General features: G+C 37.2%; 15 protein-coding genes. 2 read left to right on the top strand and 13 right to left on the bottom strand.

Going from position 1 to position 15,752, the window contains the following annotated elements; all coding sequences use genetic code 11:
* Position 1 precedes the first annotated feature (1 nt).
* The 13 genes from I592_RS06250 to I592_RS06190 form a co-directional block, all read right to left on the bottom strand.
* Entirely contained in the window at positions 2–1,189 is a 1,188-nt protein-coding gene (locus I592_RS06250) for an XRE family transcriptional regulator (RefSeq protein ID WP_010781060.1), read from the bottom strand.
* 246 nt (positions 1,190–1,435) lie between these two features.
* Positions 1,436–2,647 carry an AbiH family protein gene (locus I592_RS06245; RefSeq protein ID WP_010781061.1) on the bottom strand — a complete coding sequence of 404 codons (1,212 nt, stop codon included), beginning with the start codon at positions 2,645–2,647 and terminating at the stop codon, positions 1,436–1,438.
* Positions 2,648–2,706: 59 nt separating this feature from the next.
* Positions 2,707–2,991, bottom strand: a complete 285-nt coding sequence (locus I592_RS06240; RefSeq protein WP_044926116.1) for a hypothetical protein — start codon at positions 2,989–2,991, stop codon at positions 2,707–2,709.
* 21 nt (positions 2,992–3,012) lie between these two features.
* Positions 3,013–4,227 (bottom strand): DNA cytosine methyltransferase, encoded by a 1,215-nt coding sequence (locus I592_RS06235; RefSeq protein WP_044926114.1) that lies wholly within the window; start codon positions 4,225–4,227, stop codon positions 3,013–3,015.
* Positions 4,228–4,238: 11 nt separating this feature from the next.
* Positions 4,239–5,657 (bottom strand): FtsK/SpoIIIE domain-containing protein, encoded by a 1,419-nt coding sequence (locus tag I592_RS06230; RefSeq protein ID WP_010781064.1) that lies wholly within the window; start codon positions 5,655–5,657, stop codon positions 4,239–4,241.
* Complete coding sequence (locus tag I592_RS06225) at positions 5,650–5,901, bottom strand: hypothetical protein (protein ID WP_010781065.1); 252 nt, start codon at positions 5,899–5,901, stop codon at positions 5,650–5,652. The genes I592_RS06230 and I592_RS06225 overlap by 8 nt, the downstream gene beginning before the upstream one ends.
* 58 nt (positions 5,902–5,959) lie before the next feature.
* Entirely contained in the window at positions 5,960–6,331 is a 372-nt protein-coding gene (locus I592_RS06220; protein WP_010781066.1) for a YdcP family protein, read from the bottom strand.
* 17 nt (positions 6,332–6,348) lie between these two features.
* Positions 6,349–6,663 (bottom strand): YdcP family protein, encoded by a 315-nt coding sequence (locus I592_RS06215; RefSeq protein ID WP_010781067.1) that lies wholly within the window; start codon positions 6,661–6,663, stop codon positions 6,349–6,351.
* Between the two features lie 20 nt (positions 6,664–6,683).
* Positions 6,684–7,034 (bottom strand): hypothetical protein, encoded by a 351-nt coding sequence (locus I592_RS06210; protein WP_010781068.1) that lies wholly within the window; start codon positions 7,032–7,034, stop codon positions 6,684–6,686.
* Positions 7,035–7,103: 69 nt separating this feature from the next.
* Positions 7,104–10,412, bottom strand: a complete 3,309-nt coding sequence (gene ecbA / locus I592_RS06205; protein ID WP_010781069.1) for an MSCRAMM family collagen-binding adhesin EcbA — start codon at positions 10,410–10,412, stop codon at positions 7,104–7,106.
* Between the two features lie 756 nt (positions 10,413–11,168).
* Positions 11,169–12,053, bottom strand: a complete 885-nt coding sequence (locus I592_RS06200; protein WP_010781070.1) for an LPXTG cell wall anchor domain-containing protein — start codon at positions 12,051–12,053, stop codon at positions 11,169–11,171.
* 208 nt (positions 12,054–12,261) lie between these two features.
* Complete coding sequence (locus tag I592_RS06195) at positions 12,262–13,155, bottom strand: LCP family protein (RefSeq protein ID WP_010781071.1); 894 nt, start codon at positions 13,153–13,155, stop codon at positions 12,262–12,264.
* A gap of 475 nt (positions 13,156–13,630) precedes the next feature.
* The gene (locus I592_RS06190; RefSeq protein ID WP_010781072.1) at positions 13,631–13,906 is read right to left on the bottom strand and encodes a hypothetical protein; all 276 of its coding nucleotides are present in this window, start codon (positions 13,904–13,906) and stop codon (positions 13,631–13,633) included.
* A 163-nt stretch (positions 13,907–14,069) separates the two neighbouring features.
* Here I592_RS06190 and I592_RS06185 point away from each other — a divergent pair, with 163 nt between their 5' ends.
* On the top strand, positions 14,070–14,768 hold the full coding sequence (locus I592_RS06185; RefSeq protein ID WP_010781073.1) for a helix-turn-helix domain-containing protein: 699 nt from the start codon (positions 14,070–14,072) through the stop codon (positions 14,766–14,768).
* Positions 14,660–15,637, top strand: coding sequence for an IS3 family transposase (locus I592_RS06180; RefSeq protein ID WP_244265182.1), 978 nt, complete (start codon positions 14,660–14,662; stop codon positions 15,635–15,637). The genes I592_RS06185 and I592_RS06180 overlap by 109 nt, the downstream gene beginning before the upstream one ends.
* The last annotated feature ends 115 nt before the right edge of the window (positions 15,638–15,752 follow it).

Here is a 15,752-nt window from a genome sequence, read left to right as displayed (position 1 = left end):
GTTAATCCCCCTTTTCCATCAGAATTTCTTGAAGGATCGCGGTATGTTGTTCGATCATTTTTTCGTGCTTTTTCGTTAAATTCGTATCATTTAGTAAATCATTTATTCTGTTGGTACTATTTTCTTCATCTATCAACAGCAGCATTTTTAAAGTGGGCGCCACTTGCCTTCGCAACCACAACAACGTTCGGCCCAATTCGATTGGCTTGGGTTCCATTGTTAATTTCAGTTTTCCACGATCTGGACCGATAAAACGTTCCCACGAGCGATCCATTTTCCAAGAAGATTTCTTTTTAGTCTTTCCTACTTCCAAGAAAACGATATAGGTGTTGATAATACTGAAAACTGTTTGTTCCACATCTCGATAAACTAATAAATCTTGGATAGTATTGTATGCTCGATCATTTTTCAGACGAATCTCATAGCGATTGATGATTTCTATCTCTTCGGCGGGGACACCTTTTTTGACCATCTGCTCAATATTCTTTTCGTAAAAACAAAAGTAGATGTCACTTTTGAGCGACCCAAGATACAATGTGTTGCCGACAAAAGACTCATTCTCTTCACTTTCGAACTTGCCTGACCCCAATGATTGGAATGAGCGAAATTTTGAGATCAATTCTCTTTGCTTACACTTTTCGCCAAGAAAAGGGATGGATAGGATACCGACATTATCATTTATCGCCAAATCAATTCGTTTGTAAAAAACTTTTTCCTTCTCACACCTGACAAAAAAATCAAACCAACTTCTACCCTGAGCGAGTAAAATATTTTCAAATTCTCGACACCCTTGACCCTTCAACTCAATAAGAGTTCCCTTATCATCTTCTTCCGGTGAAATCATTACTTGAATGTTGCTGAAGACATATTTTGCGATATAACCGTAAAAGGCGTAATCATCGTAGATCATATATTTCATTTTTATTTTTAAAATTTTCTCGATCACATATTGAACATCATGTGTCTCGAATCGTATGCGAACATAGTCAAAAACCAGTTCTAACTCTTTACCAGGATTCATTCGATTAAGCGCCTCTTGAATATCAGCCTGCATTTTTATGGATGGCTCATAGCTCCCGTTTTCGATCATGGAGATATATCGCCTAGAGCACTGACTTTCCACTGCTAAATGTTGCTGTGAGATTCCATAATCACTTCGTTTTTCTCGTAACCAATCTCCAAAGTTCATATTTCCCCTCCAAATAAAAAAGATGAGAAAAAATAGAAAAATTTTTCTCACCCTTGATTTCTAAGAATTGACTTGTTAAATCAAGCTTCTTAGCGATTATTAAGTTATAATTTTAGTGTTTACTCCCCCCCTAGTTAGATACTGGGGGTTTCTACTTTTTGGGCCGCGCAAGCGCGTCCCAAAAAGAAAGCTAACAGCTCGTCACCCGCGCTGGGGCGCGTTTGCCGGCTGTTGCTTGTTTTACTGCTAAGTTAAATCTATCATTGTTGGAACTTTTATTTTTTTTATCTCCAATCTATTTTCAATGATTAATTTGTGAAGCAAATTTTCACCATGATCTTTATTTCCCATAGTCTGTCCATATTTTTTCATTAATTCACTAACACTTAAAACTTGTATTTGTTGAAGAGAATTGTTTCCATCATTTAAGTAGTCATGGTATAAAAAAGTAATTTCAACTTCAGAACCATAGATATCATAGTAATCAAAGATTGATTGGAAATAGGAGTAATCCGCTTCACTAAGTGAATGTCCGTAAAAAATTATTGTGCCAATTTTGTTTTTTTCTGGTAAAAAACTGTTTGAATGGTCAGTACCACCATTTTCCTCAATCAATTGTCGATAAGTTTTAGTAAATTGGTAAGCAACATCAGTAACTTTTATTTTATTTTGATCGATCCCAAAAATTATATTATTATCGGCTAGTTGTCCATGAATATTCCGCCAATTCATTTGCATATTTGCAAGCTCACTCGAAGAAAGCGGTGTGGTATAGTTAAAGGATAAAACAGCTTGAGAAGAAGTATGTGAACTAGCTGCTTGATTTACAATCGCATGTAACAGTTCATCAGCATTTCTTGTAAAGGAATAGCTTCCGTCATCATTAGTTAATCCTAGCAAATATTTTGTGAAATGATCCTCGAATTTCTTTAACTCGGAAAGTAAAATTCCCTTAGAATTCGAAGGATTTGGCAACTTAAATTTTGCTGCTGCAAAATTAATTAGCTGAGAATAAAAGTAAGAAGAATACTCTTTTCCATCAAATAACTTATCAGATGACTGCATTGGTCCCTTTAACTGACTAAAGTTTGGAATATTCTGTTTTGGTCCATCAATTTCTGGATTATAAACTAAAAATTCTAAAATTCTCGATTCAACATCACTCCACTTATCAGGAAGACCCTTTATACCATAATAAATTATTAAATCCCAAATATTTATTCCATCAGGGACACCATACAGAGTCGACTCTTCTAACCCAAGTGAGTAAACATTAAAATTAAGATCGTTATCGTCTACGGATTTAAAATAAAATGTTTCAAATAGCGGTATCAATGAATCAAGACTTTTTTTTAAATTTTCCGGAAATTTTGAATTGAAGTAATCTGTGTATGAAGATTTCAATCTACAAGTTAAGTCAAATCCATTCCCTATGACTAAAAGATTCTGCTTAGCCATTCAATCACCTCTTTGAGTCAATTATACCTAAAAAACCTTTTTTTTTAATAATAAAACTATTAGAAAAATCCCCCAAAATAGCCATCTATCCCATCAGAAGCTAACGTATTTTTCAAATCATTTAGCATAATCTTATCTGAAAGTTCTTTCGCTTGTTCGGCCATAGATTCGAGCCGACGGAGTAATTCACTAAAATGGATCTCCTCTTCAGGGTCTTCACTTATATCACGGATACCACATTTTTTCACCGTCCAACCTAAATCATATAAACGTTCTTGCAGCTCTTCATCCTCAGTCTCTTTTGCCATATCATAAAGAGTACCTATCAGTTCCTCGTAACCCACTAACATCACCACCTACTGTTTTTAATTGAATGCGTGTAAAGCAGTTTGATAAACTACCTCTTGGGCCACGCTATTGCCAGCTTGTTTGTATAATTGACTAGCGGATACTACTTTTGCTGCTCGCTCATAAGCCCAATCTGGAAAGCTCTGCAGTCTCCAGCATTCCTTTGGAGTAAGCTTTCTAATTCGTAAATCATTGGTCACGACGCCTTGAGAATTTCCAGTAACGATCGTATTAGAGACTTGTCTTCCTACACGTCCGCGACGATTCCTTGATGATGGAAAAGCTAAATTGACACTATCACCTGGTTTTGCCTCGCTAAATCCTTTCTTCGTAGCTTCTCGAATAAAAAGAGACCGTTCCCCTTTATCAGTAAGAACAGTCTTTACGTGTAATGCATTATTCAATTTTTCTAAATCTGTTTTGGACAATAGAATTTTTGGTCCTTCACCTGTTCCAGCAGTTAAAGTTGGTGAAAGTCCTTCACTGTAATAAACTTTTCCACTCATTCCACGCTCACTAGGATTAACATTTCCAGCTACCATGATCTTGGGCTTTTCATGTGTAGTGATCGTAGGCGAAATGCCAGAAGTATCATAGAATCGATTTGATATATCAAATCCAGCGAATTCTTTAGTCTTATCCGCATCATTGACTCGCTTTAGATCGTTTGAAGAAGTTTGTTTGTTTTCTCTTCTGACAGGAAATATTTCGGATCGACCGAATCCTCTAAGACTTGCGACAATGAAGGTACGCTCTCGGTTTTGCGGAATTCCAAACCACTTATTGTTACATACGCACCATTCTGCATCATACCCCAATTCATCAAGCGTTGAGAGGATTGTTCTAAAAGTATTCCCTTTATCGTGGCTGAGTAACCCCTTGACGTTTTCAAGAAAAAGAAACCGTGGTTGGATTTGTTTGGCCGCTCGGGCAATTTCGAAAAACATTGTTCCTCTAGTTTCCAGAAAACCTCTTCGTTTTCCGGCGATACTAAAACTTTGGCAAGGGAATCCTCCACAAATGATATCAACTTTTCCACGTAACTCCTTCCATTCTTCATCAGAAATTTTAGTAATGTCATGGCGTGTCCATTCATCTGTGACCTGATGGATTGCTTCATAACTTTTCCGTGCATATTTATCCCATTCAACATATCCGACACAAGTATGACCGGCGCGCTCCATTCCAAAGCGAAATCCACCGACACCTGCGAATAAATCAATAAATTTTATCTTGTTTTCTCCTATTCTATCTTTAATTCAATTTCATCGTTTCGATCTTCATATAGTTTTTTAATGCTTTGAATAAAATCGTGTCCTCTTGGAACAAGCGGAGTATAAAACTCACTGATTACACTTGTTCCAGAATCTACATAGCCTCGCCCTCGAATTCTTTTTTGAAAGAAATCCTTATCTGTATCACCGAACATCATGCCATAACCCAACTCACTCATTCGACCAAGGGCTACTCGAAACATAAACTGATCACGAATCCCATCGCCTAAGTATTTTGCATCTGGTCGTTGGCAAGACAGAATAATAAAAAAGCCCATCTGTCTTCCTAACATCACGATTTGCTTGATCTTATTCATGACTTCGCTACTTTCCCGACCGATCATATCCATGAATGCGACATACTCATCAAATATCAAAAAATGCGGCTCTAATCCTAAATAAGCATAATTTTCACCCGTTTTGTATCCATCCATCTGTTTCATTGTCTCAGTGCGATCAATCATTTTTTCGTAGAAATCATTTAAAGCTTGAATCATATCCTCTTTTCGATAATAGACATCAGGAAGCACTACTGATAAATCCGCCAAGTCAGAATTTTTCGGATCTAAGATATAGAGCTTTGCATTTGTCTTCAGCAAGGTCTCAATCAAAGTCAGAATGAAATAAGACTTTCCTCCTCCTGTTCCTCCGGCCAATAACATATGAGGCAGTTCATCATAGCTCCAATAAACGTCTTTCATTAGTCGCAGGCTGCCATCTTTTGCAGACACATCTTCAATTGATATTCGATTTGAAATCGTATCATAAAGCAATGTGTATACGACAAATGAATCTCTTAACTCTTTTTCTACGAGTTCACAATACAGTCCACTTTCCAACTTTTTTTCTAAATGAAGCAATTGATCTTGATAACTATTAAGAGAAATCTCAACAGAAATTATCAAATAGCCCTGTTTCATCTGATAATAAAATTTAGGAAAATAAGAGATTTTTTCTTTCGAACGCTTAGAAGATAAATCTTTGAAAAAACCCTCATTTTGAACCGTTTCGACTTCGTACCAATGATTTTGTAAAATCATCGTAGCGATTTTTTGACGATGCCTAAGTCTTCGATACCAATCAGGAAAAGACGCAAACAATATATAGCCAACTAAAGAACAGCTAATGATTGAAAAAAATAGCACACCAATAAATTTCCCCCAATGGACTTGATGAATCGCCAGAGTTAATTTTTCAAATAAGGGTAAAGGATCATCAATGACTTTCTTAATTGGGGTCTGATGAAACATCAACATTTCACTAATAAAAAGAGGCGTTAGGCAACTTAAAAATGTAAATTGAATCAAATTTTTGTCTTTTGGCCGAATCCTGTTTCCCCGATGATAGACATATTGGAAAGGATTTAAACGTTTAAACCAATCAAACATCTTCCCAACCTTCGTATTTCATTGCTTCTTGGTCATCATCAATGACAAGATAAAAACGGAATAACCTTGCTTGACCATCAACCGCCATCTCTTCTTTCACTGAAATGGTAAAAATCAATACATCGGTTTCTAATTCCGCAAACTTTTCGAGGATTTCCGTTTCACTTATTTGATATTCGGTTTTTGTGTATTGCTTGTAGTCATCTAAGAATTGATCAAACCAAATAATCTTTCGTTGTCTCATATTTCACCAAAAAAAGAGTATAGTTTTTGGCTATACTCTTTCCCTTCATCACGATATTTTATTTTTGATTTTTATTGGATTCTTGCTGATTTGTTTGTGGAGATTTCTTTACGGTAATAATATCGGCACATTTAATATACCAGTCAACATCGGCTCCACGAAATGTTGGGTTAGCGACTGTATCGACTACAGGATCAATTAATTCCACCTCATCATTGTAGGCAAACTCTTTCAATTCTTTGCTTGCTGGCACACTTACTTGGATCATTTGCTTCTGACCGGAACTTTTTAAATCATACGTCCGTTCCTTCACTTTTTCAGTCAATTCCCCATCTGAATCTCTTTCAAAAACTTCCCGACGAAGAGCCGAAAATTTTAGCACTCCAAACGTTTTTTCATTATCAACAATGATACCTTCTGCTAATCTCATACTATTCCTTCTTTCCTCTAGGCTTTTACAATACTATCCGCTGTTAATACATAATTTGTAAATCCGCTCTCGCCAATGGCATATCCTTCGGCTGAAAGCTTTGGTTCGACCAACTTAACTTTTGTTTCATAATCCAGCTCGATTTCTCCGGCAATCGCAGGAATCGTAACCATCACTTGATCCGCTTTTTGGACGGATGAATAAAGGTGATAGGTTCGAGACAATACTTTCATTTTGCCATCTTCACGTCTGGTTTCTACGGATGCCTCCCCAGCAAATTCCAACGAACCGAATGTTTTTTCCATGTTTGGTACAATCTGTTTTAAATCCATTTTTTTACCTCACTTTATTTTTAGTCAAACCATTGTCGTGACTTTTCGTAAGTCAGCCCAACAATAAGTTTGGTCTTATTATTTTGATAAACCAATTTTTTGATAATGAAACTACGGAAAATAATTTCTTTCCGTAGTGTTTGTTCCGACGAAAAATAAGCCCATAAAAACTCATTTTCTGTCACTTCTATGGGTTTCCGTTCATTGAGTATTTTATTTACGATGGTCCTTCGCTCTTCAATTTGATACGCAGACAGCAACAGGGCTTTTTGAGCCACATCTAAAACATCTATCTCTTTTTTAAAGATTAATTTCAGCTCATGTTTGACTCTGATGCTATCTTCAAACTCGATTTCGTATAATCTAGTCACAAATTTCCTCCTGAAAGAAGAATTTTTAAATGATTGTACTTAAAATCCAATACCCTTTTGGCAAACTAGTTAGTCATTTGAACTTCTGCGAATAAATAGGATTACGCCTGCGGCAGAAAGCAGAATTGCTCCGATAACGATTAAAACAGGATTCACCTTTTCACCAGTTTGAGGAAAACTCTTCTCAGCTGGTTCTGAAGGAGTTTCAGAAGGAGAAACTTCTGGTACTTTACTCGTTGTTGTTTCTTTCAGTTCTGAAGATTCTACCGATTTTTCAGGTTCCTCTGGCGTTTCAGGTATGACTGGTTTTTCAGGAACTTCTGGCTTTTCTAAGGGATACAAGGTTTGGCTCTTCTCATCCAACTCCTCATTATGGGTTGCATTAATCTCTTTTTCCTCATCGTAATTGATCTCTTTGAAAGTAAAGGATGTTCCTTCTGGATATTTTCCGGTATCAACTTTTTCTGAAATGATTGTCTTAGTGAAGATTTCGTCATCAACTACATAATCAATCAGACCTGATTTCCAAATCTCTTCTTTTTCACCGCTAGGGAAAAGCGCGACTAGAATTGTTTCGAATGCTTCTTTCTTCCCATCGATCTCACTATGTCTGATTTCAACATCATCGTACATTTCCAAAACATCACCATGGGTAAATGAGTCATCCTTACCTTCTAAATGAGCTTTAGTTTTGATGCCTACAAAATTTTCGATTTTCACTTTAAGAGTTTGTGCTTGATTTTCAAGGTTGTTATCAATAGCAATCGGTTCATCACCATCTTTATACGCTTTTTCACTTTCATAAAGTGAATTGAACAGAACCAATGTTTTATCGTTTAGCTTCATCGGATCAACTTCTTGTTCGATTTCCCAGTATCCAGTCTTTTTCTGATTCTCTTGTGTGGTTGCATTTTCTTCTAAAACGACTGGTTTCGCATCTTTATCTTTTTCCAAAGCCGCCTTAGTAACTGCTACATCAACCACTTGGGAAACAAGATACCAATCATCCCTCGTTTCGTTCAATTTGTAGCTAACTGTATCAAGGATTTTCCCTTTAGAAGAATCCTTCAATACTTTTTCTTCATTGATCCAAGTAGCCAATGAGATCAGTTCATTTTTTTCTTCGGGCAAGTCATATAGCATCAAGCGATTCAGACTGACTGAAAAAGTTTGATTGGTGAGCTTACTATAAGGAACTTTGACCGTTTTGATAGGTTCTTTTTGATCAACTTCCGTTAGTGTGAAGACATATTGACTTTTCTTGTAGTCCTCTTTGTTCTCTTCAAAACGACTGTGGATTTCAATTGGTTGGATCTTTTGAAAACCTTTAGGTGCTTCCACTTCTTCAAGTAAATAATCACCAATTGGAATATTTGAAAACTTACCATAGCCATCAAAGCCTAATCCCTCATGATATTTTGTTTTGGCAGTATCTTCGGCACCGGTAATTGGCTTCGTTCCTTCTAATGGAGTTAGTTTAAATTCAAGATCGTTGAAGCCGCTGCTTGCTGAACCATTACTAGAATTGGCAAACTTGAAGAAATCAAAACCAAAACGGATGACTTGTTCCTTCGCGGTCACATTTTCAGTGATGATCGCATTCAGGTCATCCTTTTTCTTAATTTCAAAACTGTATATAGTTTGATCTTCTGAATAACCAACAGGCGCCTTTGTTTCCTTCCAGTAGTATTTTCCTACTGCTAGATGTTTGACTCCCGCTTGACGATTTTTATCAATTACCAAAGTGATTCCATCTTTTGTGAAAGGTGTCTTTGATTTCGTCCCTTTCAGCAATACTGGTTTAAAGGGATCATTCCACCTAACAGGATCACCATTTTTATGATTACTGATGTTCTCGTTATAGAAAAGTGTGTATTCGGCACCTTCAAAAGTAGCTGAGCCCTGGGAATCCTCATTAGTATCTTTGTCGATTTTAGTCAACGTGGTCTCGCCAGTGATCTCTTGATTCGATCCTTTGACAGATTCAACTATTAATGGGATTGTTTGATTTTTGTAGGTTAATTCAACCTTGATAGGCTTAAACGTATTCACGAATCCATTACTTGCTTTGTTCTCTACGACAAAATAAGTTCCCAGCTCTAATGATTTTGTTGTTTCTGCATGTCCTTTATCGTTAGTCAAAATCGTCTGAACGATTGAACCTGTCGGAGAATCTTTACGAATTTCGAATTGATTACCCGCTAAAGAATAGTGCTCATTCCAAGGAGTGATGCCTGTTTCTTGTCCTACTTTATCAAGAAGGATCTGTCCCTTCGCACGATTATTTTTAGAAGTAACCTCGATAGTCTGTCCAGCTATAATCACAGCCTTCATTGGTGTTTTATCAATGATGTAAGGTGCAGGGACAGATTTTTCCGTTACGATTGCTTCAATGCCATGAGGGACACCAGTTAAGGTGCCTGAACCGTCCTGTCCTGTGATTATTTCTTTATTTGGGTGTTTCCCTTGGAAATCTATATTGAAGACCGTGTTGGGAACTACATCGCCAGATTCCTTGTCTCGTTTCACGATCTTCAAGTTTCCATTCTTTTCAATGTTGATTTTTACTGTGTATTTATTTGTTTGGTCAATCGCACCGGCCATCACCGTTTGTTCTCCTGCTTTTTTGTAAGCGACAGGAGTTCCAGCGTGAGTGGATTTTTCAAAAACTAACTCTCCACTTACTTTTGAGTCTGCCTTTGGTGTAATAATCAGTTGGTTGCCACTGATCTTATAATCCACATTAGCAGTGTTTTTTACTAACCGATCAAAGCTGGATAGCTTACTACTATTTTGATCATTTAATGTCGCGGATTTTCCAAGAACAATATTCACACTGGAATTGTCGAAACTTGGTTTTTTCTGATAGTTCGCAATGACTTCGTTGATCCTGTTTTTGATTCCAGTTAAATCAATTGATTGATTATTAGATAAGTTGGTACTCTCAGTAATCGAATAGTTGTTTACTTCATTCCAAATCATCGTTTGTGCCGCCATACGAGTATCAGCATTGTTCCCAGCTTCACTCCAAAGAGCAGCAATCAGTTTTGCCTTTTGCGACATATTAGGAAGTGGATTTTTTACGAATCCAACACTATTGGGTCCATAGATTGGAACTCCAGGCTCAACACAAAACAGAGGTGTACGACTATTTCCCGATACAGCGAACAATGGGGACGAAATAGTTTCAAAATTTTCACCGTTTGCCTTTTTCCCTCGCATTCGATAATTCACTCCAGTATCGTATACTACAGATACTTGTTCGGGATGATTCACATCGGCATGAGCGACCAGTGATAAAACACAAAAAGCGAGTAGTTGAATGATCAGTGTTAAGACCATGACTACTCGCCAGTTACTTATTCTATTGATTTTCATTGGTTCTCCTTTCAAGTTTTATCTATTAATCCTTAAAGATTTTTTCGTAGGATTTCTGATTTTTATCAACTTGTTCTCCTAACAATTTTGAATGGAATTAGATAGAAATTTTTCTTGTGTTAAATACTTAAGATAACGAAAATGGAAACTTTACTCTAAAATAAAATGTTCCATGTATCTTTCCTTTCGTAATTTATATTCTTTAAAACCATACCGATTTTCCATACCATTTTTATAAAAGCATGTATAATTAAGTACATATCATTCTTAAATTACAGGCATAATTTCAAATCAATCAGTTATCATCTATCGTTTTTTTATATAAATAAAAACCACTCTATTAAAGTGGTTTTACTTCATCTATCTGTTCTTTTAATATAATTCTACTTCTTGATTTAAAATAACGAAAGAGTACAGTCACAGTAGTAGCATATGTGTTCGCAAAATGGAATGTGGATATATGCGGATGTAGAGTGTGTCATTATGTCCCTCTTTCTGCTTTTAGTAACACAGGTATTTTACCACAATTGACAGTATTTGAAGCATTTGACTCATTACTAAAGATATTCATAGAAAAAAATTTTAACGACTATCTCCTACCTATGAGCTTCAACACTAAAAAACGTCGCTTTCATATAAAAAGCCAAAAGCCTTAAAACTTTACATATTGAAAGTTTAAAGGCTTCTGACTTTACATTTGTTAAGTATTTTTCGGAATGACTTTACATTCGGTCGTTCCTTTAAGATCCAATATGATCACTGTCTGCGACGGATAACATACCATCCGAAAGTGCTGCTACTAACCAGTCCGATTCCCACTAAAGAAAGAAGAACATTCGATTGATCATTTGTCCTAGGGTATTCTTTTTGTTGTGTCGGCTGCTTTTCCTTTGCGGCAGTACTCGTGGCTGCTTGTGCAGTTGACGCTGTAGAAGGAGCGATGGCCTTTGTATTAGCAGCAGAAAGATCGTTTCCGGCAGAATCAATGATCGATTTTATTCGATCGACGGAGTCTTTCACATCTTTCATACGATTTTTTGCATCAGAAATGGTTGCTTGTGCTTGGTTCGCACCTTCTGTCAGCTGTCCTTTCAGATCCTGCGCACCATTTTTTACCGCTGCACTATTCTTTTCAATAGCTGCTCGATCCGCATCTAATTGTTGTTGTAATTTCTCAGCATCCGCAACTTTTTGCTGCCATTCTGCCCTCGCCTGATCTAAGCGTTTTTGGGCTTGTGACCATTGATTCTCAATGTTTCCATGGTCCTTTTGTATTTGGTCGTTTACTTCCTTCACATGTTTTTGAACATCGGCATGGTGTTGATCGAGTTGATCTTGGAGGTTTTCAAAATCAGTGTGATTCTCTTGATGTCGTTTTCCAGCCCGTTGCTGAGCATCAGCGAGATCCTGAGCGATCTGCTTTTGCCGCACCTCAAATTGCTGTTGGGCTGCCTTTATCGCTTCTTCGATCGCTGCTTGGTTCTTTGCCAGATCTTCAGTAGACGGAGTACTTGTTGTCTCTGTCGTGTCCCTTGCAGTGTGTTGCTCTGACCCCATCGTATCGGCGGAAACAGCACCACTAAATAGAAGCAACCCTGCGGCAACACCTGCAAAAGAAACGATCCGTGTAACGTGATTCATAGTTTACTCATTCCTCTCGAGAACCATTATAAACACTGTTATTGAAAAGTGTGAATAAACAAATCTTAGATTTTGTCTAAAAAACGAAAATTCATGATACTCAACTTGGACTATTTGAACCAATCTTCTCAAATTTTTTCCAGTTACATCCATACGCAAAAAAACCAACAGCATGACCGTTGGTTTTAAAATTCTTACTATATATACTTTATTCAGTCAAAAACTTTTTGATAGCTTTTGCATTTGCTTCCGTATCCAGCTCTAAAACACTGCCACTTGGAGTATCATTATTGAATTCCCATGATTTGTCAATCGGGACAGCCAGTGTTTCAACCTTTTCCGTATTTCCTAATGCAAAATCTTTTCCCACACTAAGAATGGTACTTTCAGGTAGATTCGTATCGACATAACCTAGCAGCTTCCCTGTGGTTTTCGGCAGCTTACTTAACGAAGTAACATCAGTCACCTGTTGAGAAATTGCGGAAATCACTTGCTGCTGTCTGCGGATTCGACCAAAATCACTTTCCTCATCCTCGCGAAAACGGGAGTATTGCAACAGTGTATTGCCATCCATTTTTTGCTTGCCTGCTTTAATGAATACTTGGTCTAAATCCAAATCTTTCTCCGCGTCAATCGTTACACCCTTTGGAAAAAGACTATCAATCGCTTCTTTAAAATGATCGAAATCAATCGTGACGTAGTACTCGATCGGCATATCGAAATTTTCTTTCAGCGTTTTTCGAACTAGCTCAATGCCGCCGTAGGAATAAGCCGCATTTATCTTATCTTTCCCATGACCAGGGATATCGACATAGCTGTCTCGCATGATGGATACGAGCTTTGGTTGTTGCTTCTTCTGATCATAATGGGCGATCATTAAGGAATCCGACCGTCCGCGATCTTCCCCACGCGAGTCAGTTCCTATGATCAAGATATTCAAATCATTCTGGTCCGGTGCCTCTTCCCCATTAAAATGAATGTTATCCTTTGCTTGATGATGCTTTGTTGATTCATATCCCTGAACAAAGGAAAAAATGAGGTAACACTCAAAAATCAATAAAACACCTAAAACACCTAATAAGACACGTTTGAATACTTTCATAGAAACAGCCTCTCTTCACCATAAAAAATCAATCTTTCCCCTTACAAAAATTCATAGAGGTTCGTTGATTTCTATCTATTGTTCTATCATTCACTCAGTGTAAACTAAAAATGATTTTGTTGCCATAATTTCTACTATTTTAAGAATTTTTGAAGAAACCTGTAGACTTCATAGCCCTTTCACATTCTTTCAATTTATACAATTGACTTAACAAATAGAAAGCAATTATCATTTCTACTTTTCAAATGTAAAGTATTTATCGCTATTTCTTTTCATTTGAAAAGCGATTTGAACTATTTGTAGGTTCGTCATAGACATCGCCTGCTCGTTTTTACGGTTTCCTGATTCCTGTGGGAAGTAGAATACTTTTACATTTAGATAACTAAAAAAAGGACTACTCAATTAGTCCCTTTACTCATTTTGTTGATTCGGCGTTGGTCCGAATATGTTCGATCGATTATTTTAAAAAAAGAACTCAAAAATAGATACTGCTGGCTTCTTCTAAATACTGTTTCTTTCTTTCTGGCCGAAAGATGAGTACTATTCCTGTCGAATCTGCTGACAGCACCATCTCTGTTCCGTCAATAGCACTTCCGTATTTTAAGGCATACTCATACAGCTCGCTCACACCCCAACCCTTTGCCGCAAGCGTGACCAGCTCTAAACAGAGTGTATTCACTTTTCCTTCAACTTCCTGTGTCACATACACCAATATGGGTGCAAAGCAACAGATATTTTTCAAGTGATCCATCACAATCACCCCTCTTTCAGTATAACAAAAAGAGAATGCTTATAAGATAAGATTACCAACCAACAACTTAAAAAAAAGAAAAGAAAATTCACGATGATACGCTCCCTATAAAGTAGACAAGGAAAAAACAAAAATCCAAGTCTACTTTATAGGGAGTTTTTGTATGTCAAAGAGAAGTATTTATTCTCCAGAAGAAAAATTTCAAATTATTTCAGAAGTGATGGATAAACGTCGTAGTGTGAACAGTGTCGCTAAGAAGCATTCCCTTTCTTGGACGACGATAAACAATTGGATTCGTAAATATAATGATGACGGAATCGAGGGACTAAAAGAAGCAACAACGTGGAATCAGTACGATAGTGGACAAAAGCAGGAGGCTGTTTTGGCTGTCATAAATGAAGAAATGTCTCTCTATCGAGCAACGACGTTTTTTCAAATTTCTTCGACCTCTGTGTTAAGAAGATGGGTTTCACGCTATACTAATGGGGAAACACTAAAATCAACAAGTAAAGGCAGTGTACCCAAAACCATGAAAAAAGGACGTAAAACCACCTATCAAGAGCGTATCGAGATCGCTCAATATACAATCGCTAATGAACTGAACTACGCACAGGCGATCGAAAAATATGATGTCTCTTACCAACAAGTGTACTCTTGGGTAAAGAAATACCAGCAACACGGAGAAGAAGCACTAAAAGACAATCGTGGACGAAACAAATCAAGCGAGTTCTTAACCGAAGAAGAGCGGTTGAAATTAAGAGTAAAAGAACTGGAAGCACGAAACAAGCATTTAGAAATGGAGAACGACTTCGCAAAAAAGTTACAAGAGATTCAACGGCGAAACCGGTCCTCACGTTCGTAAGAAACGTGGAACTCTATCAAACGATTTCAGAACTGCATGAAGAGAAGCACTATTCAATCACGAATCTCTGTCAATTGGCTGGGATCGCACGCTCTTCTTACTATAAATGGTTGAAGTGGAAACCCTCAAAAAAAGAACTTGAAAACAGAAAACTGGCAAAAGAGATCCAGAAGAAATATGACAGTAAAAAAGGCGCTATCGGGTATCGGCAAATTCGTATTCAACTGAATCGAACATTCAAGAAAAACTATTCTAAGAAACGTTATTACCGCCTAATGAAAGTACTTGGGATTAAAGCAGTGATCAAGAAAAAGCGTCCGACCTATGTAAAAGCAACGGAAGCTAACGTTGCAGAAAACAGGTTAAACCGCAAATTTATCGCTGAAAAGCCCAATCAAAAATGGTGTACGGATATTACTGAATTGAGATACGGCAATGGCCGAAAGGCTTATTTGAGTGCGATCATCGATCTTTATGATCACTCGATCGTTTCTTGGAAGCTCGGTCATTCCAATAATAATCCACTTGTCATGGATACTGTAAAAAAAGCCATGCGTAAGAATCCTGGCGTCAGACCGCTGCTTCATAGTGATCGCGGGTTTCAATACACCTCTTATGATTACAAAGCACTCCAAGTAAACTATAAATTCACCAAAAGTATGTCTCGAGTCGGTCGCTGCCTGGACAATCAACCGATCGAACATTTTTGGGGAACATTTAAAGAAGAAAAATTCTATCAAGAAAGCTATCAAAGCTTTGATGAACTAAAGAAATCTGTCAGTAGTTATATGCGGTACTACAATAATTATCGCTACTCTGAAGCGTTAAATGAGCTTTCACCAAACGAATTCAGAAGGCAAGCCGCATAAAAACAGGAATCGAGTCACTCGATTCCTGAATAGTATAATTTTTGTTTTTTGGCTGTCTACTTGACAGGGAGCACTTCACGAGACGTATCTTCTCTGTGTTTTCTTAGGATTCTTT

The organism is Enterococcus gilvus ATCC BAA-350 (genome assembly GCF_000407545.1).
In the GTDB taxonomy this organism is placed as follows: domain Bacteria; phylum Bacillota; class Bacilli; order Lactobacillales; family Enterococcaceae; genus Enterococcus_A; species Enterococcus_A gilvus.
Note: the sequence above shows the minus strand (reverse complement) of the source record. Positions and strands in the feature narration are given on the sequence as shown.

Coding starts and splice junctions, on each gene's coding strand:
- ecbA (WP_010781069.1), bottom strand. CDS start 10,412: ATGAAAATCAATAGAATAAGTAACTGGCGAGTAGTCATGGTCTTAACA.
- I592_RS06200 (WP_010781070.1), bottom strand. CDS start 12,053: ATGAATCACGTTACACGGATCGTTTCTTTTGCAGGTGTTGCCGCAGGG.
- I592_RS06215 (WP_010781067.1), bottom strand. CDS start 6,663: ATGGATTTAAAACAGATTGTACCAAACATGGAAAAAACATTCGGTTCG.
- I592_RS06185 (WP_010781073.1), top strand. CDS start 14,070: ATGTCAAAGAGAAGTATTTATTCTCCAGAAGAAAAATTTCAAATTATT.
- I592_RS06220 (WP_010781066.1), bottom strand. CDS start 6,331: ATGAGATTAGCAGAAGGTATCATTGTTGATAATGAAAAAACGTTTGGA.
- I592_RS06225 (WP_010781065.1), bottom strand. CDS start 5,901: ATGAGACAACGAAAGATTATTTGGTTTGATCAATTCTTAGATGACTAC.
- I592_RS06245 (WP_010781061.1), bottom strand. CDS start 2,647: ATGGCTAAGCAGAATCTTTTAGTCATAGGGAATGGATTTGACTTAACT.
- I592_RS06190 (WP_010781072.1), bottom strand. CDS start 13,906: ATGGATCACTTGAAAAATATCTGTTGCTTTGCACCCATATTGGTGTAT.
- I592_RS06250 (WP_010781060.1), bottom strand. CDS start 1,189: ATGAACTTTGGAGATTGGTTACGAGAAAAACGAAGTGATTATGGAATC.
- I592_RS06195 (WP_010781071.1), bottom strand. CDS start 13,155: ATGAAAGTATTCAAACGTGTCTTATTAGGTGTTTTAGGTGTTTTATTG.
- I592_RS06230 (WP_010781064.1), bottom strand. CDS start 5,657: ATGTTTGATTGGTTTAAACGTTTAAATCCTTTCCAATATGTCTATCAT.